This is a genomic window from Okeania sp. KiyG1, from assembly GCF_014132355.1.
In the GTDB taxonomy this organism is placed as follows: domain Bacteria; phylum Cyanobacteriota; class Cyanobacteriia; order Cyanobacteriales; family Microcoleaceae; genus Okeania.
Genome location: NZ_BLZO01000134.1, coordinates 16,167 through 40,108, shown reverse-complemented (window position 1 = coordinate 40,108; position 23,942 = coordinate 16,167). Strand labels below are relative to the sequence as shown.

Here is a 23,942-nt window from a genome sequence, read left to right as displayed (position 1 = left end):
CCTGGATAATAACGAAATTCAGACCACAACAGATATTAATGGATTGTACCAATTCAACAATATTAATCTAGCACCAGGAACATATAGTATTAGAGACATTTCCCCAACAGGATTTACTCAACAACAACCAGCACCAACCATTACCATCAATCCCACAGATACAATTGTCAATTTGACCCAGGTAGATTTGACAAATATAGCGAATAATATTCCAGCAAATATTAGTGGAACAAAATTAAACGACACAAACAATGATGGAATAGGAGATACACCAGCACCTAATATCACCATATATATAGATACCAACAACAACAACATCCTGGATAATAACGAAATTCAGACCACAACAGATATTAATGGATTGTACCAATTCAACAATATTAATCTAGCACCAGGAACATATAGTATTAGAGACATTTCCCCAACAGGATTTACTCAACAACAACCAGCACCAACCATTACCATCAATCCCACAGATACAATTGTCAATTTGACCCAGGTAGATTTGACAAATATAGCGAATAATATTCCAGCAAATATTAGTGGAACCAAATTAAACGACACAAACAATGATGGAATAGGAGATACACCAGCACCTAATATCACCATATATATAGATACCAACAACAACAACATCCTGGATAATAACGAAATTCAGACCATAACAGATATTAATGGATTGTACCAATTCAACAATATTAATCTAGCACCAGGAACATATAGTATTAGAGACATTCCCCCAACAGGATTCACTCAACAACAACCAGCACCAACTATTACCATCAATCCCACAGATACAATTGTCAATTTGACCCAGGTAGATTTGACAAATATAGCGAATAATATTCCAGCAAATATTAGTGGAACCAAATTAAACGACACAAACAACGATGGAATAGGAGATACACCAGCACCTAATATCACCATATATATAGATACCAACAACAACAACATCCTGGATAATAACGAAATTCAGACCATAACAGATATTAATGGATTGTACCAATTCAACAATATTAATCTAGCACCAGGAACATATAGTATTAGAGACATTCCCCCAACAGGATTCACTCAACAACAACCAGCACCAACTATTACCATCAATCCCACAGATACAACATTTGACTTCTCCCAAATCAACCTCACCAACATACCCAACAATATTACTCCTCCCGGAATCTCTATTACTCAAACAGGTGGAAGCACTGACGTTATCGAAGGGTCAACAACTGATACTTACCAAATAGAACTCGATAGCAATCCTAGCGATCCAGTTAATATTACCATTACTTCAGAAGGTCAAGCTCTTCTCAGTGATAGTGATGAAACACTAAGCAACACAATTAACTTGACATTTAACCCTGGTAACTTAGGAGCTCAAACGATTACAGTTACAGCAGTAGATGATAATATTGCAGCAGGAGACTCTATTGATAACATTATTCATACTGCTACGAGTAACGATCAAAATTATAATGGTCCTACTGCACCATTTACGGTAGATGGTACACCATCGAATGTCATTACTGCTAATATCACAGATAACGATATTCCTAATGTTGTGATTAACCCCGCTACAACTGACGCAACAGAGGGAGGAGCAACAGGTAGTTATCAAGTATTCTTAACCACAGAACCTATTGGCAACGTTTCTATCAACTTTAATACAGACCAGCAAATTCAACCAATAGCTCCTATTACTTTTGACCAAACTAACTGGAATGTTCCTCGAACAGTTACAGTTACAGCAGTAGATGATAATATTCCAGAAACGGAGACTCAAAATATTAGCACGATCGCTCATCAAGCTTTTAGTCAGACCGACCTTAGATACAATAATCTCAACATATCTCAAGTCACAGTAAATATTGATGACCCCGCTCCTACACAAGTCCTGATTAATCAAACTGATGGAAATACAGCTTTTACTGCTGGAGGGTCTGACAATTATACGATACAACTAAATAGTAATCCCACAACTCCTATTGAAATAGCGATCGCCCCGCCCCTAGAAATCAATCTTGGTAGCGGTCCTGGAGTTCCGATCACCCTAGAATTTAATGAATCAAATGGAACTACTCCGCAAAATGTAACAGTTACGGGAGTTAATGATGGTAACTTTAACATTTCTCACAGTGCAACTCTTGATGGTATTGACCCAAACCTACAATTTATTGTAGATGGAGTACCGACAAATATTGTTAATGCTAATGTAACTTCTCAATCTCAACCTCTTGGCAACATTAGTGGTACAGTATTTGACGACCTCAACAATAATGATTCTCCAGACCCCACGGAGGGAATAGGAAATATCACCGTTTTCATCGACTCCAACAATAACAACATCCTCGACCCCAACGAAAGAAATACTTTAACCAACCTCGATGGTAATTACAACTTCTCGGAACTAGAAGCTAATACTTATAATATCCGAGCAGTACCTCAAGGTAATTTTATTCCTGAACTTATCGCACCAGTCCCCCTATTAGCTGGTCAAAATGCTACCAATATAAATATTCAAAATAATATCTCTCCAGGAAGTATCAGTGGAAATATATTTAACGATATTAACCTTAATGGTTTATTCGATTCAGGAGAAACAGGATTAGGAGATATCACTGTTTTCCTAGATACTAATCAAAATGATACTCTTGACCCCAACGAACAACAAGCTACTAGAAATGGGTTTGGTTTCTATAGCTTCTCTAACTTATTACCAGGTAACTATACAGTCAGAACAATTTCTCCTCAACCTAATGCTACTCTCACAACTGCAGCAGAGTTTCCTGTTTCCTTGTCTTCTAGTCAAAATGTTAATGATATTAACTTTGGTTATAGCATTGCCAACTCAGGTACTCTCCAATTTAGCGAACCAACTTTTAACGTTGCGGAAAATACTCCTACTGCTACAGTCACAATAACTCGTACTGATGGGAGTGATGGAGTAGTTAGTGCTAATATCAACCTTTCCAGTGATACGGCAGTTCAAGGTGTTGATTTTGGCAACCCTTTTCCTAACCCTATTTTCTTTGCAGATGGAGAAACACAACAAACTGTCAGTATTCCAATTTTTGATAATTCTATCGTTGAAGGAAATAAAACTGTTAACTTGAGTTTGAGCAATGTTACTGGTGATGGAACTATTGGTCAACCTGCTACTGCAATTTTAGAAATTCGTGAGGATGAAGTTCCACTCCCTCCTATAGCTAACCCCGATACTGCTAATATAACTCAAGGGGACCCACCTATAACTATTAATGTCTTGGCAAATGATCAAGGGGATTTTCCAGAGATTATTGCTGTTGATAATTTTAGCCAAGCAGGAAATAACGTTACTATAGATGGTATTAACAACCAAATTATCTATAGTCTCGCTCCAGGGTTTACAACTACCGAACCTTTCACAGATACATTCAATTACACTATTAGCGATAATAACCCAAATACTCCTGACTCTACGAATACAGTCAGCGTTGTAGTTAACCCGCAACCTGAATTTCCAGGAAGTATTAGTGGAAATATATTTAACGATATTAACCGTAATGGTTTATTCGATTCAGGAGAAACTGGATTAGGAGATATCACTGTTTTCCTAGATATTAATCAAAATGATACTCTTGACCCCAACGAACAACAAGCTACTAGAAATGGGTTTGGTTTCTATAGCTTCTCTAACTTATTACCAGGTAACTATACAGTCAGAACAATTTCTCCTCAACCTAATGCTACTCTCACAACTGCCGCAGAGTTTCCTGTTTCCTTGTCTTCTAGTCAAGATGTTAATGTTAACTTCGGTTATAGCATTGCCAACTCAGGTACTCTCCAATTTAGCAACCCCACTTTTAGTGTGACAGAAAATGAACCCACTGCTACAGTTACAGTTATTCGTACTGGTGGGAGTGATGGAGTAGTTAGTGCCAATTTTAATCTTTCCAATGGCACAGCATCCCAAGGTATTGATTATGGCAACCCTGTTCCTGAGACTATTTTCTTTACAGATGACCAAACCCAACAAACTATTAATATTCCTATTGTTAATGATGACTCAGTCGAGAATACGGAAACTGTCAATTTAAGTTTAAGTAACGTTACTGGTGGGGCAACTGTTGGTTCACCTGCTACTTTACAAATTATTGATGATGACGAGCTACTCCCACCACCTCAACCTTTTATTACTAGGGTGTTGCGTTTTGATGGTGAATTTAACAATTTTGATTCTGTTAGGTCTGTTCCAGTTACTTCCCCTCAAGGTCCTCCTGACCTTCTATTTTCTCGTAATACTGTAGCTTTAGTAAGTAGGAATGAACCAGAAGGAGAAGGAAGATTTGATGGTACTCCTAACAATAATACTGTTATTGCCTACGATATACCAGACCAACAATTAGGCTTTGAGCTTGATGCTATTGTGATTGATTTAGCTGAAGTGATTGGTACGATAGGTGAAATTGAGTCTGGTAATCTTGCGTTTGACTATGCTTCTCCTAACAGAAGTCACAATGTGAGGTTTTTCAATGAAAATAGTCAAGAGATTGGCCCAGGAGCAACTTTAGGTCCAACTACTCCTGTTCCTGACCAACCAAATAATTTCAGTAACTTTAGCCGTCGAAGTATTTCAATTCCAGGAGATACTCGGTTTATTAGTATTGGCAGTGAATCTACCGAAATTGGTATTGATAATTTACAGTTGACATTACAACCAGAGATATAGCGCTACGCGCAAGTCATTTCAGTTATCAGTTATCAGTTATCAGTACCATTGATGATCAAAACTGAATAATCAGGCGATCGCTACCTTGCCAGTTTCCTCTCAATACTATTGGACAATAGTTAAATTATAGTCATTCTGAATAATCAAGGCGATCGCTACCTTGCCAGTTTCCTCTCAATACTATTGGACAATAGTTAAATTATAGTCATACTGAATAATCAGGCGATCGCTACCTTGCCAGTTTCCTCTCAATACTATTGGACAATAGTTAAATTATAGTCATTCTGAATAATCAAGGCGATCGCTACCTTGTCAGTTTCCTCTCAATACTATTGGACAATAGTTAAATTAATTACCAAAACTGAATAATCAGGCGATCGCTACCTTGCCAGTTTCCTCTCAATACTATTGGACAATAGTTAAATTATAGTCATTCTGAATAATCAAGGCGATCGCTACCTTGCCAGTTTCCTCTCAATACTATTGGACAATAGTTAAATTATAGTCATTCTGAATAATCAAGGCGATCGCTACCTTGCCAGTTTCCTCTCAATACTATTGGACAATAGTTAAATTATAGTCATTCTGAATAATCAGGCGATCGCTACCTTGCCAGTTTCCTCTCAATACTATTGGACAATAGTTAAATTATAGTCATTCTGAATAATCAAGGCGATCGCTACCTTGTCAGTTAGCTCTCAATACTATTGGACAATAGTTAAATTATAGTCATTCTGAATAATCAAGGCGATCGCTACCTTGCCAGTTTGCTCTCAATACTATTGGACAATAGTTCAATTATAGTCATTCTGAATAATCAAGGCGATCGCTACCTTGCCAGTTTCCTCTCAATACTATTGGACAATAGTTAAATTATAGTCATACTGAATAATCAGGCGATCGCTACCTTGCCAGTTTCCTCTCAATACTATTGGACAATAGTTAAATTATAGTCATTCTGAATAATCAGGCGATCGCTACCTTGTCAGTTTCCTCTCAATACTATTGGACAATAGTTAAATTATAGTCATTCTGAATAATCAAGGCGATCGCTACCTTGTCAGTTTCCTCTCAATACTATTGGACAATAGTTAAATTATAGTCATTCTGAATAATCAAGGCGATCGCTACCTGGTCAGTTTGCTCTCAATACTATTGGACAATAGTTCAATTATAGTCATTCTGAATAATCAAGGCGATCGCTACCTTGCCAGTTTCCTCTCAATACTATTGGACAATAGTTAAATTATAGTCATACTGAATAATCAGGCGATCGCTACCTTGCCAGTTTCCTCTCAATACTATTGGACAATAGTTAAATTATAGTCATTCTGAATAATCAGGCGATCGCTACCTTGTCAGTTTCCTCTCAATACTATTGGACAATAGTTAAATTATAGTCATTCTGAATAATCAAGGCGATCGCTACCTTGTCAGTTTCCTCTCAATACTATTGGACAATAGTTAAATTATAGTCATTCTGAATAATCAAGGCGATCGCTACCTGGTCAGTTTCCTCTCAATACTATTGGACAATAGTTAAATTAATTAGGGTTTGCTGAATAATCAGGCGATCGCTACCTTGCCAGTTTCCTCTCAATACTATTGGACAATAGTTAAATTATAGTCATACTGAATAATCAGGCGATCGCTACCTTGTCAGTTTCCTCTCAATACTATTGGACAATAGTTAAATTATAGTCATTCTGAATAATCAGGCGATCGCTACCTTGCCAGTTTCCTCTCAATACTATTGGACAATAGTTAAATTAATTAGGGTTTGCTGAATAATCAGGCGATCGCTACCTGGTCAGTTTCCTCTCAATACTATTGGACAATAGTTCAATTAAGAGGCTGTTTGTAAAGAATTATAGTCAGGACTTATATCAAATCCGTTGGCTTCGGAGTAATATAATTCCCTTGATTATTATACAATGCGTAGGGGCGAATGGCCATTCGCCCCTACAATCTCAATAATACTGAATAACACCGATGCTACCGGATTTGATATTACGCAAAGAAACCCGGTTTCTACGATAAATTGTTGTTTTAAGCAATAGATGTCTACGAGAAACCAGGTTTCTGGGTTCACCTGCGTAAGTCCTAATAGTGTTATTTGACATCCTCCCGACGCTGACCTCCGGTACAGCGCGGGATTCCCATCCATCATTCAAACAGACTGTAGGGGCGAACGGCCGAAAGCTTGCGCATAACTATCGTTAACGCCCCTACAGGAATGACTCAGGGCGGGTTGACACCTCGCTGGAAAATGCTGGCTTGCCAGTAAGCACGCTTCTGAGGTGTCCGATAAATAATCGACCAGTGCCCCTCGGCGACTTGATTAAAAAGCGATAGTAGTCTCAACCTTGGTTTTTGGTTAAGTAAAATTTACATTTTAACAAATTATCTGTAAAAGCGTAAGATTGATTGGTTTTTCCTACGGAATGCTGCGCAAACATCCCGACGTTCCCCTACGGGAGAGCGCGGGTCTTCAACCAACGTTAAGATAAAGCGATCGCTCCTTTAGTCAAATAGGTCTAGCATCTTGAGGTATTGCTTATATTTAAAGGTCAATATATAATCTTTATATAGGCAATTTATATTAGTTTTTTCTACATAGAAAACTAAGTAAATATATCTATTTTCAACTATTCAGGAGTTATCAAGAGTAGTTGGTATCAAAAGTTACTTTATTCATACTAATTAAATTCATGCTAATAATTAAGATTTAAGTTTATACTTAATCTGCCTAAAATGGTAACACCTGCAAAATAAGGATATGTCTTATGTGACTATATTTTTATGAACTATTTCTGACTAAAGTCCTAATGTTAAAATTTTGCATAACCTCTCCACTGTGGTAAATAGTTAAGTTTGTAACCAAAAAACTATATGTTTGATATTGGAGGGACTACTATATATGTAATCTTTTGAGGCTATTTTTGAAAGTATTGTTTATTTAAAGTCTTACTATCCAGTCATAATTTTTGAGAAAGATTTTGTAGTAGATTTATTGAGGTATTCATCTATGCGTTATTGGATCAACTATCTGGGAGTTATTACTACTGCTTTAGCCTTAAGTTTCCCTACCTTTGAGGGATTACTTCCAGGCGAAAAATTACTAATTTCACCTGTATTTGCTCAGGATGTTTCTTATGGTAGTTCTGATAGTGAATCTGAAATAATTAGCCTATTAAAAGAGGGAGAGAAACATTATCAAAATGAGGAATACGAACAGGCGTTAGAAAAATTTCGGCAGGCATTAAAATTACGACGAGATCAAGAAGATTTACTTGCAGAAGGTCGTGCTTTATTCTATGTAGGGGCAACTTATGAAAAGCTAGGTGAAGGTGAGAAAGCTAAGGATTATTATTGGGAAGTTGTAGCAGTAGCTGAAGAAGTTGGAAATTCCGATACAGCTACAATTATTTATAAATATTTATGTAGAACTCCAGCAGGGCAAAAATATCTGAACAAAGATGGACTTAATGTTACTGAATATTGTAGAGGATGGGAAGGAGACTCTGGTAGTGTAACTCTTTTATTTGATGAAGATGGCAACAAAGAATAAGAATAACTTAAATAGACATCTCCAGAAAAGAGGGAGTAGGGGTTTAACAATTAATAATTAATAATTAATAATTAATAATTAACAAATACCTCTCCTTTAAAACTAAGAGGATTGACGAACAGGAAAAATTTTCTTTATTATCCCCTTAAAAGAGGAGGCTTTAAACCACAATTTTTCGGTAAAGAATTAGTAATTGATTTAGGATAATTGATTTTATTTTTTATTATAACTAGATGTCTAGTAGACATCTCGACCAAAACAGGGAGTAGGGACGTTACACGCAACGTCTCTACAGAGTAGGCGGAAAGAATTAATGAATAAGAGTACGATAATTAATTTTATTTTTTATTATCACGAGATGTCTAATAGACTTACCAATAAATTAATTGAACTAAGTAATAGTTTTATAGCATTTCTCAGTAAGTGTGAGGTACACTGCCGGAGATCCCCCCTAACCCCCCTTGACAAGGGGGGAAACCGGAAGTCCCCTTAAAAAGCTATGCTTTATAAACATCTTTCCTTAACATAAAAATTGACAAAATAGACAAGTTATGTTCAAGTCTTTAAAAGGTTTTTGTCAGAGAAAAAGTGCATTAAAAAGTACATTTTTTGATAACTGAAGTAGTTTTTCCTATCTAAAATGATTCTTTCTCCTTTCTCCCCTGCTCCCTACTCCCCTGCTCCCCTACTTCCCACAAGGTTTTCAGGAGTTCCTTATAAGGGATAGCTTTTTAAGGGAGATTTAGGAGGCTTGTTTGTGTACCTCACGCCTTGTGAAAACCGCTATGGCGATCGCCTATTATTTGGTAATTGCTAAAGCTGAATATATAAAAAATAGAAAAAATGTTTAAAAGTAGTGGAATAAGAGTAATTAAAAGACTCATAAATTTTTTTCTAATCTGCTGCTTGAGTTTAACTTTTTACTTATGCTACGAAACAGTATTTCCTCAAATATTAAATGCTGACCAACCTCAAAATCAGCTAATATCTCAAACTCCAGAACAAACTGAAGCAGAAGCACTTTATCAACAAGGTGAACAGCTCTACAATGATGGTCAATATCAGGCAGCTTTAGAAGTTTATCAAAAAGCCTTAGAAATATTCCAATTATTATACAGATTATCAGATAATTCGACTAATTCGACTCAATCTTTACTTTTAAAAATAAGTGAAACCTTTCACAGTATTGGAGCCACTTATCAAAAAGTAACTGACTATCCCCAAGCATTAGAAAATCATCAACAAGCATTAAAAATACGTCGCGAAATTAATGATAAACAAGGTATTGGTAGTAGTCTAAATAGTATTGGTGCTATTTATTTTCTCCAGGGAAATTATGACCAAGCTTTAAATTACTTGCAGCAAGCTTTAGAAATACGTCAAGAATTAGGAGATTTAGTTAGAGTTGGACGAACTCAAAATAATATAGCAGCAGTTTATCAACATCAAGCTCAATATTTTCCAGCATTAGAATATTATCAACAAGCTCTACAAACATTCCAGGAATTAGAAAATTTTCCAGGTGAGGCAGCAGTTACTAACAACATTGGCTTAATTTATCAAGAATTAGGTCAGTATGAAAAATCCTTAGAGTGGTATCAAAATGCTCTAGAAATATATCAAGCAAATAATAATAAAAATGGCGAGGGCAATACAATAAATAATATTGGCCTTACCTATAAATTGCAAAAAAAATATGACCAAGCATTAACATCTTATCAACAAGCTTTAACAGTTAGAGAACAAATAAATGACAAAGCAGGAATAGGGCAAAGTCTGAATAATATCGGCTTAGTTTATGACCAAAAAGGCGAATATCAAAAAGCACTAGAATATTTGCACCAAGCATTAACAATTTTCCAGGAAATAGGTAATAAAACAGAAGAAGGGCATATCTTAGATAGCCTGGGAACAGTTTATACAAGCCTCAAAGAATATACCCGAGCAGAAGACTACTATCGCCAAGCTTTAACTATTCAAAGAAATGTAGGCGATCGCGCTAGTGAAAGAATAACTTTAAGTAATATTGGAGATTTATTAGTTGCAGAAAAACAGCCAGAATTAGCCATTATTTTGTATAAGCGCTCTGTCAATGTCACAGAAGAAATTCGGCAAGATTTACAAAATTTTCCCCTAGATAAACGACAATCTTATGCCGAAAAAATTGCTGATACTTATCGTCGTTTAGCAGATTTATTATTACAGCAAAACAGAGTCGCCGAAGCTCAACAGGTTTTAGATTTATTGAAAGTTCAAGAACTAGAAAATTACCTCAACAATGTAGAAGGTAATAACCAAACTTCTGTGGGAATAGAATTATTACCTCAAGAACAAAAAATATTGGATAACTATACCGCTATCCAAGATAAAGCGGTACAAGTGAACAAAGAACTCACAGATTTACAGAATATATCACCCACAGATAGGTCGAAAGCTCAACAACAACGTATTATCGATCTAGAAGCAGAACAACAGCAGATAGAAGCAGAATTTCATAACTTTATTTCCAACGAAAATATAGTCAAAATTATACAGGAACTAAAGCAAAAAACTGATGGAGAAAGTATAGATATTACCAATCTAAGTAGATTACAAAATATCCTCAAAATGAAGCAGAATGCTGTACTACTTTATCCCTTAATTTTAGATGATAGGATAGAATTAGTATTAGTCAGAAGTAAAGGATTGCCAATACATCGTTCAATTCCGATTAATAAAACACAGTTAAAAGATGCAATTCTTGGCTTGAGAGCAGCTTTGACATACCCGAGAAAAATAACTAGCAACGAGATAGCACAAACCACAGGTCAACAGCTATACAAATGGTTAATAGAGCCTTTAGAGATAGAGCTATTTTTAGCGCAAACTAAAACTATTATTTATGCTCCTGATGGTTTATTGCGTTATATTCCAATAGCAGCTTTATATGATGGAAAAAAATGGTTAATAGAACGGTTTAATATCAACAATATTACCGCAGCAAGTCTGACTAATTTTAACAGTAAACCTCTAGGTAAACTTCGAGTATTAGCCGCAGCTTTTAGTCAAGGAAACTATAAATTTATTGTGGGTTCTAGAGAATTTAGATTCTCAGGATTAAAATTTGCCGGACAAGAAGTAGAGACCTTAGCCAAAATGATTCCTAACACTACAAAACTACTGAATGAAGCCTTCAATTGGAATGAAATTATTTCACGGGTTAATAAGTACAATATTCTACATTTTGCCACCCATGCAGATTTTGTCAATGGGCAACCAGAAGATTCTTTTATTTTATTTGGTGATGGCAGTCGTTTAACTTTGCGGGAAATTACCAACTTATCCTTACCTAATATTGATTTGGCTGTTTTGAGTGCTTGTCGAACAGGAGTAGGTGGCATTCTAGAAGATGGTTCAGAAATTTTAGGGTTGGGTTATCAAATGCAACGTGCAGGGGTAAAAACATCTCTGGCAAGTTTGTGGCAAGTTGACGATCTGGGAACGCAAGTACTGATGATTAATTTTTATCGAGCTTTGAAAACAGGCAATATGACAAAAGCAGAAGCATTGCGGAAAGCACAGCTAGCTTTGATAAATGGAAATATTAATCAAGAAGAGGCAAAAAGGTTGAGGCATCCTTATTATTGGGCACCATTTATTTTGATTGGTGATGGGTTGTAGCAGAAGGAAGAAGGAAGAGGGAAGAAGGAAGAAGGAAGAGGGAAGAAGGAAGAGGGGAGATGGAGATATTTTATTTACCTTTGATGTAAAACAAGTGTGGGAGGTGTTGGGAGAGAGGGAAGTTTTGAGTCATATCAAACAACGTTATCAAGATGCAGTAATAAAGAAGAAACAAAAATGATACAAGAGCAAATTTTTGAAGAAAGTAGTGGTAATGTATTTGCCGATCTTGGTTTGGACGATGCCGACGAACTTTTTACACGAGGAAAAATAGGTATTCAGGTAATACGTTTGTTGAAGCAACGCCATCTTAAACAGGATGAAATTAGTGAAATTCTGGGTATTTCTCAACCAGAAGTATCTTATTTGATGAATGGAGAATTTCAAAGGTATAGTGAAGGGAAACTACTTAATTTTCTCAAACGACTTGATATAGAAATTACTTTACACCTTCGTTCTCGTAATGGAGAAAATCAAGATATTGAGACAGCGATCGCTCTTTGATACTTGACAATTAAACTTTAGACATCTCCAGAAAAGAGGGAGTAGGGGGAAAGAATTGATAATTTCTGTACAAATGAACCTCAGACAGGGAAATGTTTTTCCCTGTTGCCTGTTGCCTGTTGCCTGTTGCCTGTTGCCTGTTGCCTATTCCCTATTCCCTATTCCCTATTCCCTACTCTAAAACAAAAGATAAAGGATTACTTTTATTAAAAGCAAAATCCAGGATACCCCGATCGCAATGTTTATACAGCAAATCCCCCTGATCATCAAATAGAAAAGTTGCACCTCTTTGAGTCAAATAAGCAGAATTAGGCACATAAGTTGACCAATTACTCAGAACTTCCGTCATATTTCTTAACCTCAGTGTTGCCAGTTCAAAAGGACGTTGAAAACCTTTTCCACCTGCCATCTTAAAAAATGAACCCTTTAGAGGTGGTAAAGGTTTAGCATGAATGACTTCATCATCACCAATCAATTGAGGTGCTTTTTTATCCCCTAGATAACCTCTAAACACCTCCCCTAAAGTACCAGGACTACCAATACCAGCACACATTAACATTAAATTAACCCAAGCACTTTGACCTATAGTTAACAAAGGGAATTTAAAACTTAATCCCTGATATAACTCTAATTCTTGATGTAATTGAGCATCTGGGTCAACAAACAGACATTCCGTGGGAAACCCAGTATATTCACAAAATTTCAAACCAGAAGCGCGATCGCCAATACCAATTGCCCGTATTGTCACCCCTTTAGCTTGCAACTTGGCAGACTCTCGTTGTAACCACCAAGCATATTCCAGATTATCAAAATCACCTAATTGCGACCAAATTAAAACTAAAAGACGATTAACATTTTCACAACCACTGAGGATAGGTAAAATTTCGCCATCACTAATTCTGAGACGTTGACTTTGCTTTAGGTTCTGGTAGATATTCATAGAATTTAACTAGTTATCAGCATTTCAGCACTCAGCTTTCAGCGCGCTAAAAGCTTGGGTTTAAATACCCGACTTCTAGCAAGTCATTTAATTTTAGGAGGGGTCGCGTATCCCCTTTCCGTTCCAGAATGCTCCGCAAACGCCCAAAACTGACTGCTCAACGCTGATAAGCTGAACGCTTTTTAATGTTATTTATAACTTATTATCTTAACACGATGTTATTCAAACAGACGTTACAGGTAAAGTCGTTAAATTACCCAATAGACTTCTCCGAAAAATAAATAAATTGTGATAGAGTCATATAAAATGTAATTTTTTATGGCTAATTATGACCAGTATACTTAACTACATTCATAATCATCCACAAGAATCAGAACGTTTATTAGGTATTAAGTATGAACAGGCACGAAAAGTTATTAAAACAAGCCGAAAAACTCCACTGCGGATAAGCAAGAGATAGCCACAGCTAAAAAAGGCGCGAATAATTGCTTCTGGTGGTGGTAGACCACCTAAATTATCCATCTCAGCAACATTTTATTTTAACCTGAATTTACTTAAGACATTTGACAACATTTCAACTGCTAGGAATTCAATTCGGAGGAGCGTGAAACTACAGCTAATGATACCTTTAATTATTGGTGGCCAATTATCGGGGATTTATTACCAGCTAGTTTATTAGAACAGGTAAAAAAAACTCAAGCGATCAAGAAATTATCTCCGAAATTTTAACAGAGTATGAATTAATCGTAGATAGCTATGAATTGGACTTTGGACAAGAAGAAAAAATAGTTAGTGTAAACATTACACTAACTAACTCTGGCAATATTCCTCTGTCTCCAGTGAATTTAATCACTGAAAAATAGAAATAATTGAGAGCGATCGCCGACGGGGATGCCAATTTTTAGTTATTTTCGAGAATTTTTGTTCCGTTCCCTTGATAACTTGATGACGAGTTCTTGGTGTTTTTTTATATCCTTTAATACGTCCTGTAGAATAACCTCGAGGTTTGGGAGATGTAGCCATTGTACCCAAAGTCAAAATTATTCTATAAAAGTCTCTTTGAACTAAACTGGGAGTAATTTTTACTGATTTATTAGTCTTTAAATACTGCTCCCAAGGATGAGGTAAAACAACGGCTAAATTTCTGGCTGCCCATAAATTAACATAAGCAATTAATGTTAACTTGAACCAATTTTCGCAACTGTTCGACATCTGGAGTTGAATAAGCTGTCATCAATAATTTTTGTTTTCCAAATCGAAACAAATGTTCCATGTCATAACGCTGTCGATAAGACTCATAGCAATCAATTAGACTCAACTCTTCACGGCGAGGACCAATAGCAATTAACCACATCGGCTTCCAAATCCTATTACCGACTTCATCAGTAGTAGTAATTTGTAGTAAAGTAAAAGGAAACGGTTCATTTTATAGTTCTGAGTTCCTTTCATTAACATCTGGTTCCAACCCGAAATTGTTACTGTCAATTGACGACCTTTTTTAGTAGTAAAAATTGATTGACTAACCCCAGTAGGTTCATGCCAAGTATTCTCATCTTTAAGGTCAAATTTATCTCCATACCAACGAGGATGTCCTGAAGTAATTTTTGGGTTTGTTTCTCTGATAAATTGACGGTAAAAAACTCGATTGCTTCTCACTCGTGTCACAATAATTAAGTTTTTTTGCTTGACTTGTTCTCCAATAAAATCTCGTTGGCTGTAGAAACTATCAGCCACTAAAACTGATAACTTATCTCCAGAGAAAGAAGCAGTTTTAAAGATTTTTTCCAGTTGTTTATTACCAATGTTAGTAGCCTTTTCTGACGAGGGAACCCTTTCTCCTAATAAGGGAACAGCCCAAGGTACATTACCTGTTGCTATTCCCTCTGGTAAAGCACATATAACTGAATATGAATGGCCAATACTAATGGGTTTATTTCCTTTAATAGGATTGGGATAATGGATAAAAGTTTTGTCTGCTAATGTAGCTGAAAAGGGACGGGGGCAAGGAGTTGTATCAATTCCAAATAAATTAAAATGTCGGCCAACTGGAGTAGGAATTGTTTGAGATACAGCCTCTAATAAGTAATTAACTTGTTGTGAGTAATTATCATCGTTTTGATGAGGTAAAAACTCTTTAATTCCTTTATATAAACTGTTATAATCTCGTCGAAATAAAGGATGTTCAGACAATTATACTACCGAACTTGCGATTTGGTTTGATGAGAGGGCATCTACTAATTCTATAACAGTTTCAATTCTTGCATTAACTCCATGATAGAGGTTTTTCCTCCAGCATAAGAACTCCTTGATGGCCTGACTGTTTTCCTGATTTTTCATAGTTGTTAATAATACACCTCTGAATGTTAGTGTATATTTTACGCCAATATAAATGCTTTCTTAACTATTCAGTCTCATGTCTACACAAACATCTAAGCAAACCACTCAATCAGCAGCCATTAGAGGGAAACAAATTCAGAGTTTAATCCGTAAGATGAAGCAGAAAATTAAGAAAATTGAACGAGAAGGAGAGGTCATTCCTCGTGATTGTCATATCATTCGTTATCAAGTCAATAGAAACCAGAAACTTTACTATTATTATAAATTACAATCTGCTTCACCGATTTTTCCTATGGCTACTGATAGTCAGAAAAAACTAAATATAAGTATTTAGGAAAAGGGGGGAGTGAAGCTCATATTGATGCAGTTGAAAAAATGACTCGAAGGAATCTTATTGATGAGTTGGAGAGAGTTGTTCATTCCCTTCAAGAAAGTTATTTAGATATCTGTTTCGGTGGAGAAATTGAACCAGACCCATCCTATGATTTTCAGGATGATCAATAATATGAGAAAAGAAGATCATTCCACTATGAATTCTATTTCTAACACCATAACCAATTAGTTGGCGTAAATATTACGCTAACCATGTTTTCTTTTTGTCCAAAGTCCAATATGAACAAGACATAAAAAGGCAAAAAATATGAAAAACAAAAAGAATATTATTCGGGAAACAAAAAAAGTCATACAAGAAAAAGTCAAGTAATTGTGTTACCTGCAGGTAAGGATATTGTTGATGTAGAAGCAGGAAAACCAGGGAGAAAAAGCGAGTGCGTAATTCTGGGGTCTCCCCAGAATGTAAGACGCACTCAAGACAGTGACATAAATTTTTTTCGTGAGACTAGGGCAAAATTCTCTGAAAAACAAAAATTTACTGGGGATAAAGCCTCTGTGGGAGAATCGGCAATAAAAACACCTAAAAAAAAGCCCAAAAATCAAGAATTAACCAGTCAGGAAAAGTCCCAAAATAAAGACCTTGCTGCTGAAAGAATAATTGAGCGAACATATAATTAGATTACTAAAAATATTTCGGGTAGTTCAAGAAAGATTTAGACTAAATCCTGAGAAATATGTGCAAATAATTAAGACTATTTGTGGCCTTGTTATATTACGAATAGGTGCATTTATTTTGTAGTATTAAACCAACCTGGATAGAGACATCAATTATTGAATTAATATGACTATTATTGAGCTAGTTTTTAATAGTAAGTATCTATAACACTGAGTTGACCGTGAAAATTAACTTCTATTAGCATTTGCAGTCGCTTCCTAAAAGATAGTTATAGTAAGTGTTCGACTATTTCCGGAGATGTCTAGTTATTTATAAGATTTTTTTTCACCCTTGGTACAATACTGATAGCTCTAAATAGACATCTCCAATAATAAAAAATCAAATCAATTATCCCACTAGAGACATCAACTATTTTCCCCTATTCCCTATTCCCTATTCCCTATTCCCTCTTTTCCTCAGAAATAATATAAAATAAATACATAGACTAATATCTTGCTTACCCAAAAAAATAATAACCATGAGCATCAAAGACAACTCACAAGGACCTCGCAATATTAGAATTGGCAATATATTATTATTGCTAGCAGGCATTTTCCTATTTATCAACCTAGTATTTCCTAATTTATTCGGTCCTCAAATTCCTCGCGTTCCTTACAGCTTATTCATTGACCAAGTAGAAGACGGCAAAGTAGCAAGAGCTTCTGTAGGTCAAGAACAAATTCGCTATCAACTCAAAGGAACAGAAGAATAACCAGGACAGGTATTTTCAACTACCCCAATATTCGACCTAGAATTACCAAAACGTCTAGAACAAAAAGGAGTAGAATTTGCTGCCCCACCTCCTTCTAATAACTTTTTTAGCAATATCTTGGGTTGGGTAATTCCTCCACTAATTTTTGTTGCTATCTGGCAATTTTTTATCGGTCGTCGTGCAGGTGGTTTTGGCGGTCCCCAAGGGGCACTTTCGATTACAAAAAGTAAGGCAAAAGTTTACGTTGAAGGTGAATCTACCAAAGTAACTTTTAACGATGTGGCAGGAGTAGAAGAAGCAAAAACAGAATTAGCAGAAGTTGTGGAATTTCTTAAGTCTCCCGAACGTTTTACTAATATCGGCGCACGCATTCCCAAAGGTGTATTATTAGTCGGACCTCCAGGAACTGGAAAAACTCTACTAGCAAAGGCAGTTGCAGGAGAAGCAGGAGTAGCATTTTTCAGCATCTCTGGTTCCGAATTTGTCGAATTATTTGTGGGTGCAGGTGCAGCAAGGGTGATTAACTGTTAAACTTAAACCGTAGAAAATAGTTGCAAAATTTGCAAAAGTGTTGTAGTATTAAACAAGTAACAACTAAAATCTAAAAAATAGTAAAAAATAGAAAGTGAATGCGACTTGTTGACAGACATATTATTAACCGAACACATATCTATTGGCGGGTGTGTGATGAGTTAGCTTTTAAGTCAAAAAACTTGTACAACCTGGCTAACTATTATTGTCGTCAGCATTTTTTCAAGTGTGGAAAAAGTCTAGATTTAACCAAGTTATACCACGCAACCAAAAATAGCGATGCCTACAGAGCATTACCAACTAAAGTATCAAAACAAATAATAAAATGCCTAGTTGCAACTTGGCGTGGTTATTTTCAAGCTATAAAAGAATGGTCAAAATATCCTGGGAAGTTTTTAGGTAAACCCAAAATACCAAAGTATAAGAATAAAACTCAAGGTCGAAATGTAGTTATATATTCAAAGGAATCAGTCTATAAAGCTCCTCTCAAAGATGGTATTTGTCACTTATCCATGAGTGAAATTAAAATACCTGTAGTTGTGGATACTGTAATCGAAGTGAGAATAGTACCTGCTACTGGTTGCTATGTAATTGAAGTAGTCTATGAAAAAAAATCTGTTGCACAAATAAACTCAACATATTTAGCAGGAATAGATTTAGGGATTGATAGATTAGTTGCTCTAGCTACAAACAAGCCTGGTGTAAAACCTATGCTTGTTAATGGGAAGCCACTAAAAAGTGTCAATCAACTGTATAATAAGCGTAAAGCCAAGCACCAAAGTAGTCTCAAAGGCAATAGAAAAACCAGTCGTAAGATTGAAGCATTGAGTTATCATAGAAATCGTTTTGTTTCCAATTACCTGCATAACACAAGCTTGTTAGTTGTCAATTATTTAGTGACGAATAATATTGGTACTGTAGTAATTGGAAAAAATGATAATTGGAAACAAAGTACAAACATCGGCAAAATCAACAACCAAAAATTTACCCAAATACCTCACTGCAAGCTAATTGAACAGATAACTTATAAATGTCAATTGGCAGGAATCAAGGTAATTGAAACAGAAGAAAGTTATACCAGTAAAACTTCTGCACTTGACCTGGAATTGCCCTGTAAGCATCAATTGTATGTGGGAAAACGAGTCAAACGGGGTTTGTTTAGAAGTTCAAAAGGTAAAGCGATCAATGCTGACGTCAATGGCAGTATTCAGATAATCAGAAAGAAATTCCCAGAGGCATTTAGTGCCGAGGGAATAGTGAGCTGCGCCGTACAGCCAGTGTTGGTTAATCCAATATCAAGATAAAGGCTGTTTCATTTTTCTACAGTTTTTTTCGTACGGTACGAGACTTATTTGAACAAGCAAAACAAAAAGCACCCTGCATAGTTTTCATTGACGAACTTGATGCTATTGGAAAATCTCGTGCCAGTGGTGGTTTTTACGGTGGCAACGATGAACGGGAACAAACTCTCAACCAGTTGTTAACTGAAATGGATGGCTTTTCTGCCACTCAGTCAACAGTTATCGTTTTAGCTGCTACTAACCGCCCCGAAACTTTAGACCCCGCTTTGCTGCGACCCGGAAGATTTGACCGTCAGGTTTTGGTAGACCGCCCCGACTTACCAGGTCGTCTAAAGATATTAGAAATTTATGCTGCCAAAGTTAAGTTAGCAGATAATTTAGATTTAAAAGCGATCGCTACTCGTACTCCTGGTTTTGTTGGTGCGGACTTAGCTAACCTGGTTAATGAAGCAGCATTATTAGCAGCGCGTAACAGAAGAGAACAGGTTACTCAAGAAGATTTTGCTGAAGCGATCGAGCGTATTGTGGCAGGTTTGGAAAAGAAAAGTCGCCTTCTCAGTGACAAAGAGAAAAAGATTGTTGCTTATCACGAAGTTGGTCACGCTTTAGTTGGTGCATTGATGCCTGGCAGTGGTAGGGTGATTAACTGTTGAATAAAAATTGTAGAAAGTAGTTGCTATTATAAGAAAAGTGTTTTAATATTAAACAGGTAACTAAAGCTTAGGAAATAATTCAGGTGAATGCGACTTGTTGACAGACATATTATTAACCGAACACATCAGTATTGGGCTTGCTGTGATGAGTTAGCCTTTAAGTCAAAAAACTTGTATAATTTGGCTAATTATTACTGTCGTCAACATTTTTTCTGTACAGGTCATAGTCTGGATTTAACTAAACTGTACCACACCACCAAAGATAGCGATGCCTATAGAGCATTACCAACTAAAGTATCAAAACAAATAATAAAATGCTTGGTTGCCACTTGGCGCGGCTATTTTCAAGCTATAAAAGAATGGTCAAAACATCCAGAGAAGTTTTTAGGTAAGCCAAAAATACCAAAGTATAAAAATAAAACTCAAGGTAGAAATGTAGTTATATATTCAAAGGAATCAGTCTATAGAGCAAGTCTAAAAGATGGTATTTGTCACTTATCCATGAGTGAAATCAAAATACCTGTAGTTGTAGAAACTGTAATCGAAGTCAGGATAGTACCTGCTACTAGCTGCTATATAATTGAAGTAGTCTATGAAAAAACACTTCAGCCACAAATACACTCAACATATGTAGCCGGAATAGACTTAGGGGTTGACAGATTAGTTGCTCTATCTACAAATAAGCCTGGTGTTAAGCCTATGCTTGTTAACGGGAAGCCACTAAAAAGTGTTAATCAGCTTTACAACAAGCGTAAAGCTAAGTACCAAAGTCATCTCAAAGGCAACAGAAAAACTAGCCGTAAGATTGAAGCGTTAACCTATCACCGAAATCGTTTTGTAGAGAATTATCTGCATAACACCAGTAAGTTAGTGGTTGAGTATTTAACCACAAATAATATTGGTACTGTAGTCATAGGAAAAAATGATAACTGGAAACAAGGAGCAAATATAGGCAAAAAAAACAACCAAAATTTTACTCAAATACCTCATTATAAGTTAATTCAACAGATAACTTATAAGTGTCAACTGGTTGGGGTAAAAGTTATTGAAACAGCAAGATTGTTACACCAGTAAAACATCTGCTATTGACCTAGAAAAACCAATTAAACATGAAAACTATGTAGGCAAGCGAGTCAAACGTGGTTTATTCAGGAGTGGAACTGGTATAGTCATTAATGCCGATGTTAATGGCAGTCTTCAAATAATTAGAAAGAAATTCCCAGAGGCATTTACTGCCGAGGGGATAGTGAGCTGTGCCGTACAGCCTGTATTGGTTAATCCAATATCAAGATAAAAGCTGTTACAATTTTCTACAGTTTTTTTCGTACGGTAGAGAAAATTTCTATTGTTCCTCGGGGAATGGCAGCATTAGGTTATACTTTGCAACTTCCTACTGAGGATAAATTTTTAAGAGATGAGGCGGAACTTCGCGGACAAATTGCTATTTTATTGGGGGGTCGTTCTGCGGAAGAAATTGTCTTTTTCAAAAAATAATGTTATGAATAATTTGGCTGATTAAAAGATTTTATAGAAGATGTCCCTTTCACTAAAAAGATAATTTCCGACCTAAAAAATGATATTGAAGCCATTTGTTCTGACTCCTGACTCCTGACTCCTGACTCCTAAGAAGTAGCATAGCTATTTATAACAAATATTTATCAAACTGCTATAATGAAGTATTAGTCTCAAATAGACGTTCAATTTTTGAATATTTGAATCTATAGTTCACAATTATACCTCAATAAATATGAGTCTTAAAAAGAAACCAAAAGGTCCTAATAAGCGTCAAATTGGCAATGCATTATTAATTTTGGCAGGTCTGTTATTAGCAGCATATTTATTAATGCCACGTCGTAAACCTCCTCGTGTTACTTACAGTGCCTTTATTCAACAAGTAGAAAACGGACAGGTACTGGGAGTTCAAATAGATGAAGAAAAAATTTTATATCGTCTCAAAGGAGAAGAAGATAAACCCGGACCTTTACTTACTACTACTCGAATAAATGACCCCCAACTACTTCAGCGTTTAGAAGATAATAAAGTTTTATTTCAAGCTGCACCACCTCAAAGTCGCTGGGTTGCTATTCTGTTAAACTGGGTAATCCCACCTATCATATTAGTATTAGCATTTCAGTTTTTTATGAATCGTGGTTCTCAAGGCGCTCTGTCAATGGGTAGGAATAAAGCGAAGGTTTATGTCGAGGGAGAATCAGATAAAATTACTTTTGCTGATATTGCTGGAGTGGAAGAAGCAAAGACAGAATTAACAGAAATTGTAGACTTCTTAAAATCACCTCAAAGGTTCACTGAAATTGGAGCTAGAATTCCTAAAGGTTTATTATTAGTCGGACCTCCTGGAACGGGTAAAACTTTATTAGCAAAAGCAGTGGCAGGAGAAGCAGGAGTACCTTTTTTTTAGTATATCTGGTTCTGAATTTGTAGAGCTATTTGTTGGTACTGGTGCTGCTAGAGTTCGTGACTTATTTAAAGAGGCAAAAAAAGAAGGCTCCTTGTATTATTTTTATTGATGAAATAGATGCAATTGGTAAGTCAAGAACCAGTGGAAATTTTCACAGTGGCGGTAATGATGAACGAGAACAAACTCTCAATCAATTGTTAACTGAAATGGATGGTTTTGGTGCGGGAGATTTGACAGTTATTATCTTGGCTGCTACTAACCGTCCAGAGGCTTTAGATGCTGCTTTATTACGTCCGGGAAGGTTTGATAGACAAGTATTAGTAGACCGCCCTGATTTATCTGGCCGTGAAGCAATTTTAAATATTTATGGTAAAAAAGTTAAGTTAGGAGAAGATGTAGATTTACATAAAATAGCAGTGAGAACTTCTGGTTTTGGCGGTGCAGATTTAGCTAATCTTGTTAATGAAGCTGCTTTATTAGCTGCTAGAAATCAAAGGCAAACTGTGGCACAAAAAGACTTTGCTGAAGCTATTGAAAGGGTAGTTGCTGGTTTAGAAAAAAGAAGTAGAGTTTTGAGCGATCGCGAAAAGAAAATAGTTGCTTATCACGAGGTTGGTCATGCTTTAGTTGGGGCGATAATGCCTGGTAGTGGTAAGGTGGAAAAAATTTCAATTGTACCAAGAGGAATGGCAGCATTAGGTTATACTTTGCAACTTCCTACTGAGGATAGATTTTTAAGAAATGAACAAGAAATTAGAGGGCAAATTGCTACTTTTTTGGGAGGACGTGCAGCGGAGGAAATTATATTTGGAAATATCACTACTGGAGCTTCTGGAGATTTACAAAAAGCCACTGATTTTGCCGAGCAAATGGTAACAACTTATGGCATGAGTAAAGTATTAGGACCTTTAGCTTATGAACGGGGTGGCAAAGGAGGATTTTTGGCGAATGGTGGGGTTAATTCTCGTCGTTTATTGAGTGAAAAAACTGCTGAAGCAATTGATAATGAAGTGAAGGAAATTGTAGAGAAAGCTCATCAAGAAGCTTTAGATATTTTGAATCATAATCGAGATTTATTGGAAAAGATTTCTCAGCAAATTTTAGAACAAGAAGTGATAGAAGGTGAGGAATTATATAATTTATTAGACCAGGCGCGATCGCCTTGGGAATAATGAAGTCAAAAGTTAAAAGTTAAAAGTTAAAAGTTAAAAGTTAAAAGTCAGAAAATGAAGTCAAAAGTTAAAAGTTAAAAGTTAAAAGTTAAAAGTTAAAAGTCAAAAGTTAAAAGTTAAAAGTTAAAAGTTAAAAGTTAAAAGTTAAAAGTCAAAAGTCAAAAGTTAAAAGTTAAAAGTTAAAAGTTAAAAGTCAGAAGTTATTTTTGCAGGACTTACGCAAACTGACTTTTAAACCACCATCTGTAGGGGCGAATACCATTCGCCCTCGCTAAATGAAGTCAAAAGTTAAAAGTCAAAAATTAAAAGTGATATCTTATTATCAAATGCGTTTAATTCGGTATCAAAAAATGTTCCATCTTCAACCATTACCAAATATTTCTCGA

The 23,942-nt window shown here is 35.9% G+C and carries 15 protein-coding genes and 5 pseudogenes; 16 read left to right on the top strand and 4 right to left on the bottom strand.

Annotation, left to right across the window (positions count from 1 at the left end; translation table 11 throughout):
* The first annotated feature begins 43 nt into the window (after positions 1 to 43).
* The 5 genes from SAGCYANO_RS31940 to SAGCYANO_RS31920 all read left to right on the top strand — a co-directional run bounded on the left by SAGCYANO_RS31940 (position 44) and on the right by SAGCYANO_RS31920 (position 12,443).
* Positions 44 to 4,708, top strand: a complete 4,665-nt coding sequence (locus SAGCYANO_RS31940; RefSeq protein ID WP_237396899.1) for an SdrD B-like domain-containing protein — start codon at positions 44 to 46, stop codon at positions 4,706 to 4,708.
* Positions 4,709 to 7,736: 3,028 nt separating this feature from the next.
* The gene (locus tag SAGCYANO_RS31935; protein ID WP_202223751.1) at positions 7,737 to 8,279 is read left to right on the top strand and encodes a tetratricopeptide repeat protein; all 543 of its coding nucleotides are present in this window, start codon (positions 7,737 to 7,739) and stop codon (positions 8,277 to 8,279) included.
* Positions 8,280 to 9,185: 906 nt separating this feature from the next.
* Positions 9,186 to 11,939, top strand: coding sequence for a DUF2225 domain-containing protein (locus SAGCYANO_RS31930; protein ID WP_202223750.1), 2,754 nt, complete (start codon positions 9,186 to 9,188; stop codon positions 11,937 to 11,939).
* Positions 11,926 to 12,120 carry a hypothetical protein gene (locus tag SAGCYANO_RS31925; protein WP_202223749.1) on the top strand — a complete coding sequence of 65 codons (195 nt, stop codon included), beginning with the start codon at positions 11,926 to 11,928 and terminating at the stop codon, positions 12,118 to 12,120. The genes SAGCYANO_RS31930 and SAGCYANO_RS31925 overlap by 14 nt, the downstream gene beginning before the upstream one ends.
* On the top strand, positions 12,117 to 12,443 hold the full coding sequence (locus SAGCYANO_RS31920) for a helix-turn-helix domain-containing protein (protein ID WP_202223748.1): 327 nt from the start codon (positions 12,117 to 12,119) through the stop codon (positions 12,441 to 12,443). Before SAGCYANO_RS31925 ends, SAGCYANO_RS31920 begins: the two co-directional genes overlap by 4 nt.
* Positions 12,444 to 12,615: 172 nt before the next feature.
* Here SAGCYANO_RS31920 and SAGCYANO_RS31915 read toward each other — a convergent pair whose 3' ends face one another.
* On the bottom strand, positions 12,616 to 13,383 hold the full coding sequence (locus SAGCYANO_RS31915; protein ID WP_202223747.1) for a peroxiredoxin-like family protein: 768 nt from the start codon (positions 13,381 to 13,383) through the stop codon (positions 12,616 to 12,618).
* A gap of 328 nt (positions 13,384 to 13,711) precedes the next feature.
* On the opposite strand from SAGCYANO_RS31915, the gene SAGCYANO_RS48285 reads away from it, so the two are divergent.
* A complete protein-coding gene (locus SAGCYANO_RS48285; RefSeq protein ID WP_255502782.1) occupies positions 13,712 to 13,843 on the top strand; it encodes a hypothetical protein in 132 nt (43 codons plus the stop codon).
* A 389-nt stretch (positions 13,844 to 14,232) separates the two neighbouring features.
* On the opposite strand, the gene SAGCYANO_RS31905 is transcribed toward SAGCYANO_RS48285, so the two are convergent.
* Genes SAGCYANO_RS31905 through SAGCYANO_RS31895 form a run of 3 tightly spaced genes read right to left on the bottom strand, consistent with a single transcriptional unit; the run spans position 14,233 to position 15,573 of the window.
* Positions 14,233 to 14,595 carry a hypothetical protein gene (locus tag SAGCYANO_RS31905; RefSeq protein ID WP_202223745.1) on the bottom strand — a complete coding sequence of 121 codons (363 nt, stop codon included), beginning with the start codon at positions 14,593 to 14,595 and terminating at the stop codon, positions 14,233 to 14,235.
* Positions 14,543 to 14,737 (bottom strand): hypothetical protein, encoded by a 195-nt coding sequence (locus tag SAGCYANO_RS31900; RefSeq protein ID WP_202223744.1) that lies wholly within the window; start codon positions 14,735 to 14,737, stop codon positions 14,543 to 14,545. Before SAGCYANO_RS31900 ends, SAGCYANO_RS31905 begins: the two co-directional genes overlap by 53 nt.
* Positions 14,728 to 15,573, bottom strand: coding sequence for a transposase (locus SAGCYANO_RS31895; RefSeq protein ID WP_202223743.1), 846 nt, complete (start codon positions 15,571 to 15,573; stop codon positions 14,728 to 14,730). The genes SAGCYANO_RS31900 and SAGCYANO_RS31895 overlap by 10 nt, the downstream gene beginning before the upstream one ends.
* Before the next feature lie 223 nt (positions 15,574 to 15,796).
* Here SAGCYANO_RS31895 and SAGCYANO_RS31890 point away from each other — a divergent pair, with 223 nt between their 5' ends.
* From SAGCYANO_RS31890 to ftsH, 10 genes and pseudogenes are all read left to right on the top strand, one after another.
* Complete coding sequence (locus SAGCYANO_RS31890) at positions 15,797 to 16,054, top strand: hypothetical protein (RefSeq protein ID WP_202223742.1); 258 nt, start codon at positions 15,797 to 15,799, stop codon at positions 16,052 to 16,054.
* Between the two features lie 41 nt (positions 16,055 to 16,095).
* Positions 16,096 to 16,224 (top strand): hypothetical protein, encoded by a 129-nt coding sequence (locus SAGCYANO_RS48280; protein WP_255502781.1) that lies wholly within the window; start codon positions 16,096 to 16,098, stop codon positions 16,222 to 16,224.
* A gap of 192 nt (positions 16,225 to 16,416) precedes the next feature.
* Positions 16,417 to 16,731, top strand: a pseudogene (locus SAGCYANO_RS31885) (transposase family protein); the annotation flags it as partial.
* A 515-nt stretch (positions 16,732 to 17,246) separates the two neighbouring features.
* Positions 17,247 to 17,999 (top strand): annotated as a pseudogene (locus tag SAGCYANO_RS31880) (ATP-dependent metallopeptidase FtsH/Yme1/Tma family protein); the annotation flags it as partial.
* A gap of 110 nt (positions 18,000 to 18,109) precedes the next feature.
* Positions 18,110 to 19,315 (top strand): RNA-guided endonuclease TnpB family protein, encoded by a 1,206-nt coding sequence (locus SAGCYANO_RS31875; RefSeq protein WP_202223741.1) that lies wholly within the window; start codon positions 18,110 to 18,112, stop codon positions 19,313 to 19,315.
* A 35-nt stretch (positions 19,316 to 19,350) separates the two neighbouring features.
* A pseudogene (gene ftsH4 / locus SAGCYANO_RS31870) lies at positions 19,351 to 19,953 on the top strand (ATP-dependent zinc metalloprotease FtsH4); the annotation flags it as partial.
* Positions 19,954 to 20,052: 99 nt separating this feature from the next.
* Positions 20,053 to 21,039, top strand: a complete 987-nt coding sequence (locus SAGCYANO_RS31865) for an RNA-guided endonuclease TnpB family protein (protein ID WP_202223740.1) — start codon at positions 20,053 to 20,055, stop codon at positions 21,037 to 21,039.
* The gene (locus SAGCYANO_RS31860; protein ID WP_202223739.1) at positions 21,011 to 21,259 is read left to right on the top strand and encodes a hypothetical protein; all 249 of its coding nucleotides are present in this window, start codon (positions 21,011 to 21,013) and stop codon (positions 21,257 to 21,259) included. Before SAGCYANO_RS31865 ends, SAGCYANO_RS31860 begins: the two co-directional genes overlap by 29 nt.
* Positions 21,260 to 21,294: 35 nt before the next feature.
* Positions 21,295 to 21,447: pseudogene (locus SAGCYANO_RS31855) on the top strand (hypothetical protein); the annotation flags it as partial.
* Positions 21,448 to 21,712: 265 nt separating this feature from the next.
* Positions 21,713 to 23,556: pseudogene (ftsH, locus tag SAGCYANO_RS31850) on the top strand (ATP-dependent zinc metalloprotease FtsH).
* The last annotated feature ends 386 nt before the right edge of the window (positions 23,557 to 23,942 follow it).

Bases quoted from the DNA above. Each gene is read 5' to 3' on its own strand.
- SAGCYANO_RS31935 (WP_202223751.1), top strand. From the start codon at position 7,737: ATGCGTTATTGGATCAACTATCTGGGAGTTATTACTACTGCTTTAGCC.
- SAGCYANO_RS31920 (WP_202223748.1), top strand. From the start codon at position 12,117: ATGATACAAGAGCAAATTTTTGAAGAAAGTAGTGGTAATGTATTTGCC.
- SAGCYANO_RS31915 (WP_202223747.1), bottom strand. From the start codon at position 13,383: ATGAATATCTACCAGAACCTAAAGCAAAGTCAACGTCTCAGAATTAGT.
- SAGCYANO_RS48285 (WP_255502782.1), top strand. From the start codon at position 13,712: ATGACCAGTATACTTAACTACATTCATAATCATCCACAAGAATCAGAA.
- SAGCYANO_RS31905 (WP_202223745.1), bottom strand. From the start codon at position 14,595: ATGTCGAACAGTTGCGAAAATTGGTTCAAGTTAACATTAATTGCTTAT.
- SAGCYANO_RS31900 (WP_202223744.1), bottom strand. From the start codon at position 14,737: ATGTGGTTAATTGCTATTGGTCCTCGCCGTGAAGAGTTGAGTCTAATT.
- SAGCYANO_RS31890 (WP_202223742.1), top strand. From the start codon at position 15,797: ATGTCTACACAAACATCTAAGCAAACCACTCAATCAGCAGCCATTAGA.
- SAGCYANO_RS48280 (WP_255502781.1), top strand. From the start codon at position 16,096: ATGACTCGAAGGAATCTTATTGATGAGTTGGAGAGAGTTGTTCATTCC.
- SAGCYANO_RS31875 (WP_202223741.1), top strand. From the start codon at position 18,110: ATGCGACTTGTTGACAGACATATTATTAACCGAACACATATCTATTGG.
- SAGCYANO_RS31865 (WP_202223740.1), top strand. From the start codon at position 20,053: ATGCGACTTGTTGACAGACATATTATTAACCGAACACATCAGTATTGG.